Raw genomic sequence first — 16,756 nt, forward strand, 5'->3', positions numbered from 1 at the left:
ACCCCGAATTTCCAACCCCGCGACGGATCAGACGTTAGGGGCCTTGAAAAACTCGATAACGTCGGCTTGCACCCGCGTCCTGCGAAACGGCGGCAAACTCTGCCAGATACGTCGCCCATACGGCTTGCTGATCACGCGCGGATCGCACAGCATCAGCACGCCGCGGTCCTCGACGTCGCGGATCAACCGTCCAGCCCCCTGCTTCAGGTTGATGATGGCTTCCGGCAAGGTGTGATGGACGAAGCCGTTCATCCCCTTCTTTTCCATCACTTCGATGCGCGCCGCCAGCACGGGATCGTCGGGCGGGGCGAACGGCAGCTTGTCGATGATGACGAGCGACAACGCCTCACCGCGCACGTCGACGCCTTCCCAGAAGCTCTGGCTGCCGACGAGCACGGCGTTACCGGCATTGCGGAACGAGTCCAGCAGCTCGTTGCGGCCCCGTTCGCCCTGCACGAACAGGGGGAAGTCGAGGCCGCGCGCGGCGAACTCTTCGCGCAGGCGCTCGGCCACGCGGTTGACGGCGCGGATCGTCGTGCACAGGAAGAAGCAGCGGCCGCCGGCCGCCTCGATTACGGGCAGCGCCATGTCGACGACCGCGTCCGTGTAGCCGAAGGTGTTCGGTTCCGGCAAGCCGGTCGGCACGTACAGGATGCCCTGCTCCTGGTAGTTGAACGGGCTGGGCCAGCTCTGCGCCGGTTCGCCCGTCATGCCGAGCTGCGCCGTGAAATGCTTGAAGTCGTTCTTGACGGCCAGCGTGGCCGACGTGAAGATCCAGCTGCGCGGCGTGCCCGCGCGCTGGCCGGCGAAGATCGGCGCGATCGACAGCGGCGTCTTGTGCAGCTGCAGCGACGAGGAAAACGCCTCGACCCACAGCACCGCGTCGTCCCCCTCGCCTTCCTTGCTCTTTTTCGGTTCGGACTTCCACGCCTTGACCTGGTCCAGCAATTCGACCGCGCGCACGCGGCATTGTTCGATCGTCTCGGCGCGCTCGGCCTGCCCTTCCAGCACGTCGATCAAGCCTTCCAGTTCTTCCTTCAGCTTTTCCAATGCGGGGAAGAATTCCGAGCTGGGCGGGATCTGCGGCAGCGACAGGCGCGTGCCGCCTTCCGGGAACGTCAGGCGCAGGTCGCGCGCCGCCTTCTCGACGACGGTGACCACCTTGGCCCAGTCGACGCCGCCGCGCGCGTGCGCGAGGCCCTCGGCCAGCACGTCGCGGCACAGTTCCAGCACCTGGCCCGTGGACACCGTCGTGCCGAAGAACAGGGTCGCCACTTCCGGCAACTGGTGCGCCTCGTCGAAGATGATCGTGTTGGCCGAAGGGAGCAGTTCAGCCATGCCGCCTTCCTTCAGCGCCACGTCGGCGAAGAACAGGTGATGGTTGACGACGACGACGTCGGCCTGCTGCGCTTCGCGCCGCGCCTTCATCACGAAGCAGTCCTGGTAGTACTGGCATTCCTGGCCCACGCAGTTCTCGCGCGTGGACGTCACGAGGTTCCACACCGACGCCGTTTCCGGGACCTTGGTCAACTCGGCCTTGTCGCCCGACTGGCTCATCTTGATGAAGCGCGAGATTTCGCGCAGGTGGCCGACGTCGTCGCGCGACGTCAACCGGCCGTTCGACAGCGTGCGTTCCAGGTGGTAGTGGCAGACGTAGTTCGAGCGGCCCTTCAGCAGCGCCACCGAGACCGGAGCGCGCAGCGCCGCGCGCACGGTCGGGATGTCGCGCGAAAAGAGCTGGTCCTGCAGGTTCTTGGTGCCGGTCGAGATGATCGTCTTGCCGCCCCACAACAGCGCGGGGACGAGGTAGGCGAACGTCTTGCCCGTGCCCGTGCCGGCCTCGGCGATCAAGGTGCCCTGGGCGCCGATCGCCTGCGCGATCGCCTTCGCCATCTCGGTCTGCGACTCGCGCGGCTTGAACGTGCCGACGGCGGGCGCGAGCGGGCCACCGGCGCCGAAGATGCGTTCGACTTCGGCGTCGTACTTGCCGGTGGATGCGGCGTCCGCCTGCGCGGCGTCGTGCTCGGGTCCGGCATCGGCGCCGGACAGGGGAAGGTGATCGGTCAAGGTGGACTGCTTACACTGGGAGGCTTATGCCGGAAAAATCAGGCGGGAACGTCGGGCACCAACTGCATTTTCAGCAGTGTGATGTGATCCTTCAACTGCAGCTTGCGCTTCTTCAGACGGCGCAGCTGCAACTGGTCGGCGTGACCGTCGCGGGTCAGCATTTCGATGACTGCGTCAAGATCTCGGTGTTCCACGTCGAGTTCAATAATACGGCGCTGGATCTCCTGGACGTCGATCATGGTAGGCATTTCCGAACAGTTAGCGTAAAGGGATGGGAAGCACAAGCCCGCTGGCTCGGGGCGGCACTATCATTGTTACGGCTTGCAACTCCACTGCAAACCGGTGCATAGTTTAAACTACACTGTCGTTGCCGCCAACAAAGTCCAGCATGGCGGCATCGGAAAGCCACGTTTATGACCTCATACAAGTTAGAAGCGGGAACCGCCCAGCATATCGGTAACCGCCCGCAGCAGAACGACCGGGTCGCGCTCATGACCGGCGCCCGTGCGCCCGGCTATGTGCTGGCGGTGCTGTCCGACGGCGTCGCCGGCGCGGGCGGCGCCGACCAGGTCCTGCACACGGCCAAGCAAGTGTTCGACGAGTTCAAGCCGGGCGACCGCCCCACCGTCGAGCGGCTGCAGCAATTGCTGCGGGACATCGTGCAGGAAACCCATCTGATCATCAACATGAACGCGGTCACGACCCAGGTGCAGGCCCACGCCAGCTTCGTCGGCCTCGTGCTCACGCCGCACGGCGAGGCCGTGTGGGCCCATGTGGGCGACTCGCGCCTGTATTGCTTTCACGAAGGGAAATGTCTCGCGCGTACGAGCGATGCAGCCTATATCGAGCACCTCGTATCGAGCGACCGCCTGCCGCCCGACGCGGCCAAGAACCACCGCAAATCCAAGCTGCTGCTGAATTTGCTGGGCAATAGCCGCAAGGAGCCTTACATCACGTTCGGCCAGCGCCTGGACGTGGCGGCGGGCGACGTTTTCCTGCTGTGCTCGGACGGCCTGTGGCATTTCTTCACGGATGCCGAACTGGGCGCCGTGACGGCCAAGTCCAGTCCGCGCCAGGCGTCCGAGATGCTCATCAACAAGGCCGGCGAGCGGTCGCAGGGCAAGGGCGGGAATTGCAGCATGGCGATCCTCAAGCTCGTCAAGCCGGCGCAAGCCGCGTAACCCGCGGGATGGGCGCTGGCGCGCCCCGCATTCATTTCGCTGCCGGCTGCGCCGCGTCCTGCGCGGCTTTCGCCTTGGCGTCCTCGGCTTCCTTCGCCGCCTTCGCGGCCCGTTCCGCCTTGCGCTGTGCCACCTTGCGCTGGCGCGCCGCCGATTCGGCCTTGCGCGCCTCGAACTCGCGCACGTTCTGCGCGCGCTTCGCGGCATCGGCTGCTTCCGCCTGGCGCGCGGCGCGCAGGCGGGCGTCGCGCTCGGCGATGCGGGCGGGGGCCGCCGGCTTGCGCGGCGGCGGGGCCGGTTCCGGCGTCGGCTTGGGCGGTTCGGCCGCCAGGCGCGCTTCGGCTTCGTGGAAACGGCGCTCCGCCTCGGCCACGTTGCGGTCGCGCTCCTCGACGATGGCCTGGCGCTTGAAGCGGTCGGCCTGCACCTCGATCGCGCGCTGCGCCGCGAGGGCGCTGCGGCGGCGTTCCTTGGCCTCGTCCAGGCAGCTGTTCACGAAAAACTTGTCGTAGCAGACGCGTTCCCGCTCGGCGAAGCGGGCCTCGATCGCCACGCGCTCGCGCGCGACGGCCGCCAGTTGCCGGTCGGCCTGGGCGACGGAGGTCACGGGCGGCGGCGGCACCTCGTGCGGCACCACGTCCGGGCCCGCGCAGGCGGCCAGCAGCGCCGCCGTCAGCGCGGCGGCAAGCGGGCGCAAGGTGCGGGTGTCTGTTACGAAGTCAGCTTTCATTCGGTTCCCTTGATCGTGTCAGGCCAGCGCATCCGCCGCGCCACGGCGCTCGGCCAGCATGTATTCGCGCGACTGCATCTCAATGATACGCGACACGGTCCGATGGAACTCGTTCGACATCGCGCCCTCCGTGTACAGCAGCTCGGGCTCGACCTCGGCCGACATGATCAGCTTGACCTTGTGGTCGTAGAACACGTCGATCAGCCACGTGAAGCGGCGCGCCTCGGACGACATCGAGGCCGACATGCGCGGCACGCCGGACAGGATCACCGTGTGGAACTGGCTCGCCAGTTCGAGGTAATCGTTCTGCGAACGCGGGCCGCCGCACAAGGTGGCGAAGTCGAACCAGATGACGCCGCCCGCGCGCCGCAGCGCGCGCAGCTCGCGCTGTTCGATGTGCACGCGCGGGTCCTCGTCGGCCGTGTCGGCCACTTTCGCGTACGCGTCGCGCAAGGCCTGGTCGGCGCTTGCCCCCAACGGCGTGTAATACGCCTGCACCTGTTCCAGGGCGCGGTGGCGGTAGTCGATGCCGGCGTCGACGTTCAGCACGTCCAGCTTGTCCTTGAGCAGCGCGATCGTCGGCAGCATGCGGTCGCGGTGCAGGCCGTCCGGGTACAGCTTGCCCGGGTCGTAGTTCGACGTCATGACGAACGACACGCCGTGGCCGAACAGCGCGGACAGCAGGTTGTACATGATCATCGCGTCGGCCACGTCGCTCACGTGGAATTCGTCGAAGCAGATCAGGCGGTATTTCCTGGCGATGCGCCGGGCGACCTCGAGCAGCGGGTCTTCCATGCCCTTGAGCTCGTCGAGCTGGCGGTGCACGGCGCGCATGAATTCGTGGAAGTGCAGGCGCGTCTTGCGCACGACCGGCACGACCGAGTAGAAGCTGTCCATGAGGAAGGACTTGCCGCGCCCCACCCCGCCCCACATGTAGACGCCCTGCGGGACGTCGGGACGGTTGATCAGGCGCTTGAACGTGGACGAGCGCCGGGCCTTGTACGCGACCCATTCGTCGTAGGCCTCCTGCAGGCGGTCGACGGCGCGCTGCTGCGCGGGGTCGGACTTGAATCCGCGCTCGGTCAGCGCGTGCTGGTAGTACTCTTGGACGTTCATGAAGAAACCGTTGTGAGAACGTAGGGTGGGCACCCTGTGCCCACCAAAACGTCCGCATCACGCAAACGTCATGGTGGGCACGGGGTGCCCACCCTACGGCGCATATCGCCCGCCAACGGCAGGGCGACATGTCGGTATTGCTTAGAAGTTCAGCGAACGCTTGTCGACGGCGAGCGCGGCTTCCTTGGTCGCTTCGGACAGCGACGGGTGGGCGTGGCAGATGCGGGCGATGTCTTCCGACGACGCGCGGAATTCCATCGCGACGACGGCTTCCGAGATCAGCTCCGACGCCATCGGGCCCACGATGTGGACGCCCAGGATTTCGTCGGTCGCCGCGTCGGCCAGGAATTTCACCATGCCCGACGTGTCGCCCAGCGCGCGCGCACGGCCGTTGGCCATGAACGGGAACGTGCCGGCTTTATAGGCGACGCCTTCCTTCTTGAGCTGCTGCTCGGTCTTGCCGACCCACGCGATCTCCGGCGAGGTGTAGATCACCCACGGGATCGTGTTGAAGTTGACGTGGCCATGCTGGCCGGCGATGCGCTCGGCCACGGCGACACCCTCTTCTTCCGCCTTGTGCGCCAGCATCGGGCCGCGCACGACGTCGCCCACGGCCCAGATGCCCGGGACGTTGGTGCGGCAGTCGTCGTCGACGGCGATGAAGCCGCGCTCGTCCAGCTGCACGCCGACGGTCTCGATGCCGAGGCCATTGGTGTTCGGCACGCGGCCGATCGAGACGATCAGGCGATCGAACGTCGCGCTCTGGGCGGCGCCCGATGCATCGGCGTAGTCGACGGTGACCGAGTTGTCGCCCTTGGTGACGCTGTTGATCTTCACGCCCAGGTGGATGTCCAGGCCCTGCTTGGTGAACAGCTTGTGCGCTTCCTTGGCGATCTGCTCGTCGACCGCGCCCAGGAACGTCGGCAGGCCTTCCAGCACGGTGACCTTGGCACCCAGGCGGCGCCACACGGAACCCATCTCCAGGCCGATCACGCCGGCGCCGATGACGCCCAGCTTGGCCGGGACGGCGTCGACGGTCAGCGCGCCGGTGTTCGACAGGATGAGCTTTTCGTCGAACGGTGCGCCCGGCAGTTCGCGGGCGTTGGAGCCGGTGGCGATGACCACGTTCTTGGCGCTGATCGAATCGGTGGTCGTGCCCGACACGTTGACCGCGTAGCCGTCGCCGGCCTTGCCCGCGAGCGTGCCGCGGCCGTGGAAGAAGGTGACCTTGTTCTTCTTGAACAGGTAGACGATGCCGTCGTTGTTGGCCTTGACGACGCCATCCTTACGCTTGAGCATCTGGCCCAGGTTCAGCGAGAGGCCGCCGACGTCGATGCCGTGCTCGGCGAACGCGTGGCCGGCGTGCTCGAAGTGTTCCGACGATTGCAGCAGCGCCTTCGACGGGATGCAGCCGACGTTGGTGCAGGTGCCGCCCAGTGCCGGGCCGCCCTTGGCGTTCTGCCATTCGTCGATGCAGGCGGTCTTGAAGCCCAGTTGCGCAGCGCGGATCGCCGCAATGTAGCCGCCGGGGCCGCCGCCGATCACGACGACGTCGAATTGTTTTTCAGTGCTCATTAATCGATTCCTTGATGTCGCGGCATGGGCGGCGCGGCCGCCCATGGCGCGTTATTCTTCTGGGACGAAAATCCACAACAACAGGTAAACCACGATCCCGAACCCGAACGTGACGGTGAACAAGGTGAACACGAGCCGCCACACCCACGCATCCACGCCCGACACGCGGGCGAGGCCGCCGCACACGCCACCGAGCCAGCGGTCGGTGCGCGAGCGGCGCAGGGTGTTCAGCTCGGACGCGAAGTCGCCCTCGCGCTTGTTCAGGTTGACCGTCGACGAGGCGCCGGACAACACCTTCGCCTTCGCCTGTTCGAATTCGGCGTCGGTCAAGGCGCCGGCCTGGTGCAGTTCGTGCAAACGCTTGATTTCATCGGAGATCATGATCGTTCCCTTCCATCAGACAAACGCACGAGCGCGCCAGGCCGGCGCGCCCTCCTCGATGATTACAGGTCGAGCAGCAGGCGGGCCGGATCTTCCAGCGCGTCCTTCATCGCGACCAGGCCCAGGACGGCTTCGCGGCCGTCGATGATGCGGTGGTCGTACGACATCGCCAGGTAGTTCATCGGGCGGATGACGATCTGGCCGTTCTCGACGACGGCGCGGTCCTTGGTCGCGTGCACGCCCAGGATGGCCGACTGCGGCGGGTTGATGATCGGGGTCGACAGCATCGAGCCGAACACGCCGCCGTTCGAGATCGAGAACGTACCGCCGGTCAGGTCTTCCAAGGTCAGCTTGCCGTCCTTGGCTTTCTGGCCGAATTCGCCGATCTTCTTCTCGATGTCGGCGATCGACATCTGGTCGGCGTTGCGCAGGATCGGGACGACCAGGCCGCGCGGCGAACCGACGGCGATGCCGATGTCGAAGTAGCCGTGGTAGATGATGTCGTTACCGTCGACCGACGCGTTCAGGATCGGGTACTTCTTCAGCGCGGCGACGGCGGCCTTGACGAAGAAGGACATGAAGCCCAGCTTGACGCCGTGCTCTTTCTCGAACTTGTCCTTGTACTTGTTGCGCAGTTCCATGACCGGCGCCATGTTGACTTCGTTGAACGTCGTCAGGATCGCGTTGGTCGACTGCGACTGCAGCAGGCGCTCGGCGATACGGGCGCGCAGGCGGCTCATCGGCACGCGCTCTTCCGGACGGTCGCCCAGGTTGACGGCCGGGGCAGCGACTTGCGGCAGGGCTGCCTTCGGTGCGGCTTGCTGCAGCGGGGCCGGTGCCGCGACCGCAGGCTTGTTGGCGACGGCGGCCAAAGCGTCGCCCTTGGTCACGCGGCCGTCACGGCCGGTGCCGGTGGCGTCGGCGGCGGTCAGGTTGTTGTCGGCGAGGATCTTGGCGGCGGCCGGCATGGCGACGTTGCCTTTCGAACCCGTGGCAGCGGCGGCGGCGGCCGGCGCGGCCGCTGCGGTTTCCACGGCCGGTGCCGGGGCTGCGCTCACCTGGCCGGTGCTGGCGCCTGCCGAAGCTTCAGTGTCGATGATGGCGATGACTTCACCCGAGACGACCGTACCGCCGTCGTTCTTGATGATTTGCACGATCACGCCGGCAGCCGGGGCCGGCAGTTCCAGGACCACCTTGTCGGTCTCGATGTCGATCAGGTTCTCGTCGCGCGAGACGGCTTCGCCGACTTTCTTGTGCCACGACAGCAGGGTCGCTTCCGCGACCGATTCCGACAATTGGGGGACCTTGACTTCGATTTGTGCCATTTAAAAAACTCCGATTTTGTATTCTGTGCAAAAAACCCCGCGCGGATGGCGCGGGGTCAATGAGCGCTGCTTATTTCGTCAGGACGAAGCCCTTGAGCTTCGAGAACGCGGTGTCCAGCAATTCCTTCTGCTGCGCGACGTGCTTGTCGGTGTAGCCGACGGCCGGCGACGCCGAAGCCGGACGGCCGGCGTACGCGAGACGCTGGCCGGTTTCCATGCTTTCGAACACGTTGTGCTGGATCTGGAACCACGGGCCCTGGTTCTGCGGCTCGTCCTGCGCCCACACCACTTCGGTGACGTTCGAGAACTTCTTCAGTTCTGCCTGGAACGCCTTGTGCGGGAACGGATACAGCTGCTCGATGCGGACGATGGCGGTGTCCGTCGTGCCGCGCGTCTTGCGTGCGTTGACCAGGTCGTAGTACACCTTGCCCGAGCACACGATCACGCGCTTGACCTTGTTGGCGTCGATCTTGTCGTCCTGTTCGCCGATGACGGTCTGGAAGCCGCCCTTGGCCAGGTCGGTCAGCGGCGAGCCGGCGTCCTTGTTACGCAGCAGCGACTTCGGCGTGAAGATGACGAGCGGCTTGCGGAACTGGCGCACCATCTGGCGGCGCAGCAGGTGGAAGATCTGCGCGGCCGTCGTCGGCTGCACGACTTGCATGTTGTGGTCGGCCGACAGCTGCAGGAAGCGCTCGATGCGCGCCGACGAGTGCTCCGGACCCTGGCCTTCATAGCCGTGCGGCAGCATCATCACGAGGCCCGACAGGCGGCCCCACTTCACTTCGCCCGACGCGATGAACTGGTCGATCACGACCTGCGCACCGTTCACGAAGTCGCCGAACTGGCCTTCCCAGATCGTCAGCGTGTTCGGCTCGGCGGTCGAGTAGCCGTATTCGAAGCCCAGCACCGCTTCTTCCGACAGCACGGAGTCGATGACGGTGAACTGCGCCTGGTTTTCCGACACGTTGGCCAGCGGCAGGTAGATGCCCTGGTCCCAGCGCTCGCGGTTCTGGTCGTGCAGCACGGCGTGGCGGTGCACGAACGTGCCGCGGCCGGCGTCCTGGCCCGACAGGCGGACGGCGTAGCCCGAAGCCAGCAGCGATGCGTAGGCCAGGTGTTCGCCCATGCCCCAGTCGAGGTTCAGCTCGCCCTGGCCCATCTTGGCGCGGTCGGCCAGCACTTTTTCGACGAGCGAGTGCAGCTTGAAGTTTTCCGGCACGGTCGTGACGCGCTGGGCCAGGCGTTTCAGCTCGGTCAGCGGCACGGCGGTGTCGGCGGAGTCCGTCCACTTCTTGTTCAGGAACGGCGCCCAGTCGACGGCGTACTTGTTCTTGAAGTCGGTCAGGACCGGATCCACGGTGTGCTTGCCGGCGTCCATCGCGTTGCGGTAGGCGGCCACCAGCGCATCGCCGTCCTCGGCACCGATGGTGCCCTGCGCGGACAGCTTGTCCGCGTACAGCTTGCGGGTACCCGGGTGCTTGGCGATCTTCTTGTACATCAGCGGCTGGGTCAGGGCCGGGGTGTCCTGCTCGTTGTGGCCCAGCTTGCGGTAGCAGATCACGTCGACGACGATGTCCTTGTGGAACTCGGTGCGGTAGTCCATCGCGATCTGCGACGCCAGCACGACGGCTTCCGGATCGTCCGCGTTCACGTGCAGCACCGGCGCCTCGATCATCTTGACGACGTCCGTGCAGTACAGGGTCGAGCGCGCGTCGCGCGGGTCGGACGTGGTGAAGCCGATCTGGTTGTTGATGACGATGTGGACCGTGCCGCCCGTGCCGTAGCCGCGGGTCTGCGCCAGGTTCAGCGTTTCCATCACGACGCCCTGGCCGGCGAAGGCGGCGTCGCCGTGCACCAGGATCGGCAGCACTTCCTTGCCCTGGCGGTCGCCGCGGCGGTCCATGCGCGCCTTGACCGAACCTTCCACGACCGGGTTGACGATTTCCAGGTGCGACGGATTGAACGCCAGCGACAGGTGGACCGGGCCGCCCTGCGTCGAGATATCGCTCGAGAAGCCCTGGTGGTATTTGACGTCGCCGGCCGGCAGGTCGTCGGCGTGCTTGCCTTCGAATTCCTCGAACAGCTCGGACGGGGCCTTGCCCAGGGTGTTGACCAACACGTTCAGGCGGCCGCGGTGGGCCATGCCGATGACGATTTCCTGCACGCCTTGCGAACCGGCGCGGTGGATCACCTCGTCGATCGAGGCGATGAACGATTCGCCGCCTTCCAGCGAGAAGCGCTTGGCGCCGACGTACTTGGTGTGGAGGTAGCGCTCCAGGCCTTCGGCCGCGGTCAGGCGCTCGAGGATGTGTTTTTTCTTTTCAGCGGTGAAGCTCGGGGTCGAGCGGATCGACTCGAGCTTCTCCTGCAGCCAGCGCTTCTCGGTCGGATCGCTGACGTACATGAATTCTGCGCCGACGGAGCGGCAATAGGTGTCGCGCAACATGTTCAGCAGGTCGCGCAAGGACGCGGTCTCCTGGCCGAAATAGGTGTTGCTGATGTTGAACTTGGTGTCCAGGTCGGCTTCGGTGAAACCGTAGAACGACGGTTCCAGTTCCGGGATCGGCGGACGTTCCTGGCGCTGCAGCGGGTCCAGGTTGGCCCAGCGCGAGCCGAGGTAGCGGTAGGCGGCGATCAGCTGGGTCACGGCGACGCGCTTGCGGCCGAGCTCGGCGTCCGGCGAAGCGACGACGGTGCGCATCGGGCCCTGCTTCGCGCGTTCGGCGAAGGAGGCGATCACGGACGAGTGGTCCACGTCCGGCTTGGCGGTGCCGTCGACGGCGGGCATGTGCTGCATCGCGTCGAAATAGGCGCGCCAGTTGTCCGGCACGGAACCCGGGTTGTTCAGGTACGCTTCGTACAACTCTTCCACGTACGGCGCATTACCGCCGAACAGGTACGAGTTGGCGTTATATTGTTGCATCATTCTTGCTCACCTTTCTTCGCGTTTCGCGAGTTTAGGGCGGGTTAATCTAACCTTCCGCGACACGGCCTGACCGGTTAGCGGATCGCACTTACTACATATCAAGTTGTGGGGGAAGGACTTTAAAGGCAAATCAATGCGGACGACCTGCCCATTTGCGCACGGTATTGTAACGCAAGGATAGGTCCGCCGCCGCCCCCGCATCGATATTTTATTCATTCCGTTATTACTTTTTTTCATCTTGTCAACCCGATCATGAACCGCCGGGTTGACCCCATAAATGATAATCGTTATCATTTGCGCATGCACCAGACCGGTTCACCGTCCTCTCCACCCGCCTCCACCCTCCGCCGCGCCGCCTGGCTGCGCCAGTTGCACCTATGGCACTGGATCAGCTCCGCGCTGTGCCTGATGGCCATGCTGCTGTTCGCCGTCACGGGCTTTACCCTGAACCACGCGGCGCAGATCGAAGCGAAGCCCGTCGTCACGCGCCAGAAGGCCACGCTGCCGGCGCCGCTGCGCACGCGGCTGGCGGCATTCGCCGCCGGCCATGCCGACGCCGACGTGCCGCTGCCGGCGCCGCTTGCGGACTGGGCCGAGCAGACGTTCCCCGTGCAGGTCCGCGGCGTGCGCGCCGAATGGAGCGAGGAAGACGCCTACGTCGCCCTGCCCCGCCCCGGCGGCGACGCCTGGCTGCGCATCGGCGCCGACGGCCGCGCGGAATACGAAAGGACGGACCGCGGCTGGCTCGCGTGGCTGAACGACATGCACAAGGGCCGCAATGCCGGTCCCGTGTGGGGCTGGTTCATCGACGTGTTCGCCTTCGCCTGCGTCGTTTTCTGCGTCACCGGCTTCCTGATCCTCAAATACCACGCGGCCAACCGGCCGTCGACGTGGCCCGTGATCGGCTTGGGCATCGTGCTGCCGGTCGTGCTGGCCCTGCTGTTCGTCCACTGATTCACCACCGAAAGCCGCCATGAAACTGTCCCACTCGCTCGCCCTGACCCTGCCGCTCGCATCCGGCTGGGCCATGGGCGCCGACCTCACCGTCAAGTTCGAACTGCCGCAACTGAACGTGGCCGAATACCACAAGCCCTATGTCGCGATCTGGATCGAACGCGCGGACCAGGGCGTGGCGAACACGCTGGCCGTGCTGTACGACGTCCGGAAGCGCAACAACGGCGGCACCAAGTACGTCAAGGACCTGCGCACGTGGTGGCGCAAGGCCGGCCGCGACGTCACCCTGCCGCTGGACGGCGTGAGCGGCGCCACCCGCGCGGCGGGCGTGCAGACGCTGACCTTCCCTGCCGCCCGCGCCGGCCTGGACAAGCTGCCCGCGGGCGACTACAAGCTCGTGATCGAAGCCGCGCGCGAAGCGGGCGGGCGCGAACTGGTGCGCGTGCCGTTCCACTGGGCGCCGAACGCGAAGGTGGCCGCCGCCGCCGCGGGCAAGGAAGAACTGGGCGCCGTCTCGCTCGCCATCCAGTAAGGAGACCGGCATGCACATCCGGCGAATCGCCGTCGCCCTGAAGCGCTACAGTCATTCGGCCGCGTTCGAGATCCTGCCGGAGTAAGTCCGCTTTGTCCGACCTGGAACGCGCCGTCCTGATCCCGCACGACCTCGACCCGGCCATGCCGGCGCCGGGCAGCCGCGTGCGCGCGTTCGGCGGCGCGAGCATGGGCACGACGTGGTCGGCCCGCGTCGCCATGAACGGCGGCGGCGATCCCGCGCCGGCGCTGCAGGCCGAGCTGGATGCGCTGGTCGCGCAGATGAGCCACTGGGAACCCGATTCGCTCCTGTCCCGCTACAACCGCGCGCCGGCCGGCACGTGGGTCGACCTGCCGGCGCAATTCTTCGACGTGATGGATGCCGCGCTGCGCGCGATGGACGCCAGCGGCGGCGCCTACGATCCGGCCGCGGGCGCCCTCGTCGAGCTGTGGGGCTTCGGTCCCGCGCGGCGCTACGACCAGGCCGGCTTCTACGCCCCGGACGCCGCGGCTGTCGCGCGCGTGCAGGCGCGGCGCGCGAGCGCGCGCGTGGAGCTCGACCGCGCGGGCCGGCGCCTGCTGCAGCCGGGCGGCGCGGTGCTGGACTTGTCCTCCATCGCCAAAGGGTACGCCGTCGACCGCCTCGCGCGGTGCCTGGAACGGCGCGGCCTGCGCCACCACCTCGTCGAAGTGGGCGGCGAGCTGCGCGGCGCGGGCGTGAAGCCGGACGGGCAGCCGTGGTGGGTCGACATCGAGGGCGTGCCGGATGCCGCTGCGCCGCAAGCCATCGTCGCGCTGCACGGCCTGGCCATCGCCACGTCGGGCGACTACCGCCAGTACTTCACGCACGACCGGCGCCGCATGTCGCACACGCTCGATCCGCGCACCGGCCGGCCCGTCGCCAACGGCGTCGCCGCGGTGACGGTGCTGGCGCCCACGTGCATGGCGGCCGACGCGGCGTCGACGGTCCTCACGGTGCTCGGCCCCGTCGACGGCCTCGCGTTCGCCGAGCGGCACGCGCTGGCCGCGCGCTTCCTCGTGCGCCGCGCGGGCGCGCTGGACGAGATCCGGACGGCGGCATGGAAAGCGCTGCTGCAATGACGGCGCTGCTCACGACGGACCCGCTGCGCCTCGGCGGCGCCCTGCTGCTGTCCGCGGGCTGGCTCACCCTCAGCGCGGGCGTGTGGCGCGCGCGGCGGACCAGCAGCCGATCCGACACCGGCGACGCCGACTGGCTCGTCGTCCACGCCAGCCAGACGGGCAGCGCGGAAGCGCTCGCGCAGCGCACCGCGGCACTGCTCGCGACGGGCGGCCTGGCGGCGCGCGCCCTGTGCATCTCGCGGCTGGACCGCGGCCGGCTCGCATCCGCCACGCGCGTGCTGTTCGTCGCCAGCACATACGGCGAAGGCGATCCGCCCGACACGGCCGCGCGCTTCGCCGGCCTGTTGACGACGGCCGGCATCGACCTCGCGCACCTGCACTACGCCGTGCTCGCGCTGGGCGACAGGCACTACGCCAATTACTGCGGCTTCGGCCGCACGCTGGATGCGTGGCTCGCGCAACGGGGCGCGACGCGGCTGTTCGACCGCATCGACGTCGACCGCGGCGACGCCCGCGCGCTGGCCGCGTGGCAGCACCACGTGGGGCGCCTGGCCGGCACGGTCGACGCGCCCGACTGGGACGCGCCGGCCTACGGCGACTGGCGCATCGTCGCGCGGACCCTGGAAAATCCCGGCAGCGCCGGCGCCCCGTTGTACCGCGTCGCGCTGGCACCCGCCGTGGGCGCGCTGCCCGCGTGGGAAGCGGGCGACCTGGCCCAGGTCGCGCCGCCGGACGATCCGGACCATCCGCGCGAATACTCGATCGCGTCGCTGCCGGGCGAAGGCCGGCTGGAACTGCTGGTGCGCCTGCAGGCGCGAGACGACGGCAGCCCGGGCGCGGCGTCGAGCTGGCTGTGCACGCGGGCCGGCGGCACCGACGCCGTCCACCTGCGCCTGCGCGCGCACGCGCGCTTCCGCCTGGGCGCGAATGCCGGGCGGCCGCTGGTCGCCATCGGCAACGGCAGCGGCCTCGCGGGACTGCGCGGCCTGCTCAAGGCGCGCATCGACGCTGGACGGCACGACAACTGGCTGCTGTTCGGCGAACGCAACCAGATCCACGATTTCCTGCTGCGCGACGAATTGCAGGCGTGGCGCGACAGCGGCCGGCTGGCGCACCTGGACCTCGCGTTCTCGCGCGACCAGGCCGCGCGCCGCTACGTGCAGGACGTGCTGCGCGACGAAGCGGCGCGCGTGCGCGACTGGGTGGAACGCGGCGCCGCGATCTACGTATGCGGCAGCCTGCAGGGCATGGCCGGCGGCGTGCACGAGGCGCTCGCCGCGATCCTCGGCGAACAAGCGCTGGAGCGGCTGGCGAACGAGGGCCGCTACCGGCGCGACGTCTACTGAGCGTGCGCGACCGTCGTCGCGTCGATCTCCGGTCCCCACGGATCGCGCCCGGCAACCGGCTTGCCGCTGGCCGCGAAGTCCATGATCACGTCCTGGTCGCCCGCGTAGCGCGGCCACGCCGGCAGCGCGCGGCCGTTCGGATCACCCTTCTTCGCGAAGTTGACGAGGTAGGCGCTCATCGCGCGGCCCATCGCGACGTCCTTCTTCGTGGCCGCGGCGCCGTATTTGACGTCGACCGTCGCGAAGAAATACGGGATGTCGCTCGCGTGCTGCGCGCCGGGTTGGCCTATGCTGTCGGCCACGTACGAGAAGCGGTACGCGTACACGGGCACGCCCTGGGCGGCGAGGCGGCGCGCCAGGCTGCGCGCGCCCGCGACCATGAAGCCGGTCCTGCCGCCGATGTCCGCGCTCGTCGCGCCGATCATCACGGGCACCCTGGCGAAGCGGCCCGCCGCGAACGCGGCGCCCGCGTCGACGGCCACCTTGCCGTCCGCGAACGGGCCGAAATACGTGGACGGATCCTGCGGCGCGCGGTTGGCCAGGTTCATGCCGTCGACGACCTGGTCGGCCGGCAGCGCGCGCAGTTTCTCGAGCGCGTGCGGATCGTCGGCCGCGATGCCCTTGGCGCGCGCGAAATTCACGCCGACCTGTTCGACGGCCGCCAGGCCCGGATCGGGCGACGTGCCGTCGCCGCCGGACAGCACGACGGCCTTCGCGAACAGGCCCTGCGCCAGCGGCGACGTCAGCAGCGCGTTGACGGACATGCCGCCGGCCGATTCGCCGACGATCGTCACGTTGGACGCGTCGCCGCCGAACGCCGCCACGTTGCGCTTGACCCAGCGCAGCGCCGCCAGCTGGTCCATATAGCCGTAGTTGCCGAGCGCCTCGCCGTCCGCCCGTTGCGTGAGCTGCGGATGGGCGAAGAAACCGAAGCGGCCCAGCCGGTAGTTGAAGCTGACGAGGACGACACCCTGTTTCGCCAGCGCGGCGCCGGCATACGTCGGCGGCGACGAACCGCCGTTGACGAAGCCGCCGCCGTAGATCCACACGATCACGGGCAGCCTGGCCGACGCCCTGGCCTTGGCCGGACGCCACACGTTCACGTACAGGCAGTCCTCGGCCGGCGGCGTGCCGAGCGGCGCGGCGTCGCTGGGGAAAGGCAGTTGCATGCAGTCGTTGCCGTACGCCGTGGCCTCGCGCACGCCGGACCACGGCGCGGGCGGCTGCGGCGCGCGCCAGCGCAGGTCGCCCACGGGCGGCGCGGCGAACGGAATCCCCTTCCAGCTGGCCACGCCCCCGGCGACGGCGCCCTGCACCTTGCCCGCGTCGGTGGCGACGACCGGGCCGCCGTGCGCGCCGGCCGGGGCCGTGGCGAACATCGCAGTTACCGCTAACATCAACAGGGGAAGCGCGCGTGGACGGTGCATGAACAGTCTCCTTGATTCTCGTATGGGAATGCGCTCGATGCTAATGACGGGATGTCGGTTCGTCAATGAGCACACGTAATAGTTGCCCCGGCGGCA

Annotated in this window: 14 protein-coding genes; 5 read left to right on the plus strand and 9 right to left on the minus strand. The window is 67.7% G+C overall.

The genetic code is table 11. The features are described from left to right. Positions 1 to 27: 27 nt before the first annotated feature. Together yoaA and ISF28_RS27500 are read right to left on the minus strand one after the other, a co-directional pair. The gene (gene yoaA / locus ISF28_RS27495; protein WP_502572577.1) at positions 28 to 2,067 is read right to left on the minus strand and encodes a DNA repair helicase YoaA; all 2,040 of its coding nucleotides are present in this window, start codon (positions 2,065 to 2,067) and stop codon (positions 28 to 30) included. A gap of 38 nt (positions 2,068 to 2,105) precedes the next feature. Next, on the minus strand, positions 2,106 to 2,306 hold the full coding sequence (locus tag ISF28_RS27500; RefSeq protein ID WP_166865309.1) for a YdcH family protein: 201 nt from the start codon (positions 2,304 to 2,306) through the stop codon (positions 2,106 to 2,108). A gap of 174 nt (positions 2,307 to 2,480) precedes the next feature. On the opposite strand from ISF28_RS27500, the gene ISF28_RS27505 reads away from it, so the two are divergent. Further along, the gene (locus ISF28_RS27505; RefSeq protein ID WP_198120368.1) at positions 2,481 to 3,248 is read left to right on the plus strand and encodes a PP2C family protein-serine/threonine phosphatase; all 768 of its coding nucleotides are present in this window, start codon (positions 2,481 to 2,483) and stop codon (positions 3,246 to 3,248) included. 31 nt (positions 3,249 to 3,279) lie between these two features. Here ISF28_RS27505 and ISF28_RS27510 read toward each other — a convergent pair whose 3' ends face one another. The 6 genes from ISF28_RS27510 to ISF28_RS27535 form a co-directional block, all read right to left on the minus strand. Then, positions 3,280 to 3,978, minus strand: a complete 699-nt coding sequence (locus ISF28_RS27510) for a hypothetical protein (protein ID WP_229519425.1) — start codon at positions 3,976 to 3,978, stop codon at positions 3,280 to 3,282. 18 nt (positions 3,979 to 3,996) lie between these two features. Further along, on the minus strand, positions 3,997 to 5,094 hold the full coding sequence (gene zapE / locus ISF28_RS27515; RefSeq protein WP_198120369.1) for a cell division protein ZapE: 1,098 nt from the start codon (positions 5,092 to 5,094) through the stop codon (positions 3,997 to 3,999). A 141-nt stretch (positions 5,095 to 5,235) separates the two neighbouring features. Continuing rightward, entirely contained in the window at positions 5,236 to 6,669 is a 1,434-nt protein-coding gene (gene lpdA, locus ISF28_RS27520) for a dihydrolipoyl dehydrogenase (protein ID WP_198120370.1), read from the minus strand. A 51-nt stretch (positions 6,670 to 6,720) separates the two neighbouring features. After that, positions 6,721 to 7,053, minus strand: a complete 333-nt coding sequence (locus ISF28_RS27525; RefSeq protein ID WP_198120395.1) for a PspC domain-containing protein — start codon at positions 7,051 to 7,053, stop codon at positions 6,721 to 6,723. Positions 7,054 to 7,112: 59 nt separating this feature from the next. Next, positions 7,113 to 8,375, minus strand: coding sequence for a 2-oxoglutarate dehydrogenase complex dihydrolipoyllysine-residue succinyltransferase (gene odhB / locus ISF28_RS27530; protein ID WP_198120371.1), 1,263 nt, complete (start codon positions 8,373 to 8,375; stop codon positions 7,113 to 7,115). 70 nt (positions 8,376 to 8,445) lie between these two features. Further along, a complete protein-coding gene (locus ISF28_RS27535; protein WP_198120372.1) occupies positions 8,446 to 11,301 on the minus strand; it encodes a 2-oxoglutarate dehydrogenase E1 component in 2,856 nt (951 codons plus the stop codon). 300 nt (positions 11,302 to 11,601) lie between these two features. Here ISF28_RS27535 and ISF28_RS27540 point away from each other — a divergent pair, with 300 nt between their 5' ends. The 4 genes from ISF28_RS27540 (at position 11,602) to ISF28_RS27555 (ending at position 15,233) form a co-directional block, all read left to right on the plus strand. Next, the gene (locus ISF28_RS27540) at positions 11,602 to 12,255 is read left to right on the plus strand and encodes a PepSY-associated TM helix domain-containing protein (protein WP_198120373.1); all 654 of its coding nucleotides are present in this window, start codon (positions 11,602 to 11,604) and stop codon (positions 12,253 to 12,255) included. A gap of 19 nt (positions 12,256 to 12,274) precedes the next feature. After that, positions 12,275 to 12,787, plus strand: coding sequence for a DUF2271 domain-containing protein (locus tag ISF28_RS27545; protein ID WP_198120374.1), 513 nt, complete (start codon positions 12,275 to 12,277; stop codon positions 12,785 to 12,787). A 92-nt stretch (positions 12,788 to 12,879) separates the two neighbouring features. Further along, a complete protein-coding gene (locus tag ISF28_RS27550; protein WP_229519427.1) occupies positions 12,880 to 13,887 on the plus strand; it encodes an FAD:protein FMN transferase in 1,008 nt (335 codons plus the stop codon). After that, positions 13,866 to 15,233 carry a sulfite reductase subunit alpha gene (locus ISF28_RS27555; RefSeq protein ID WP_229519428.1) on the plus strand — a complete coding sequence of 456 codons (1,368 nt, stop codon included), beginning with the start codon at positions 13,866 to 13,868 and terminating at the stop codon, positions 15,231 to 15,233. Before ISF28_RS27550 ends, ISF28_RS27555 begins: the two co-directional genes overlap by 22 nt. Here the strand turns inward: ISF28_RS27555 and ISF28_RS27560 are convergent. Further along, entirely contained in the window at positions 15,227 to 16,612 is a 1,386-nt protein-coding gene (locus ISF28_RS27560; protein WP_198120375.1) for a carboxylesterase/lipase family protein, read from the minus strand. The two genes, ISF28_RS27555 and ISF28_RS27560, sit on opposite strands and share 7 nt — an antisense overlap. Positions 16,613 to 16,756 lie beyond the last annotated feature (144 nt).

Origin of the sequence: Massilia rhizosphaerae (assembly GCF_016093545.1) — a bacterium.
In the GTDB taxonomy this organism is placed as follows: domain Bacteria; phylum Pseudomonadota; class Gammaproteobacteria; order Burkholderiales; family Burkholderiaceae_D; genus Telluria; species Telluria rhizosphaerae.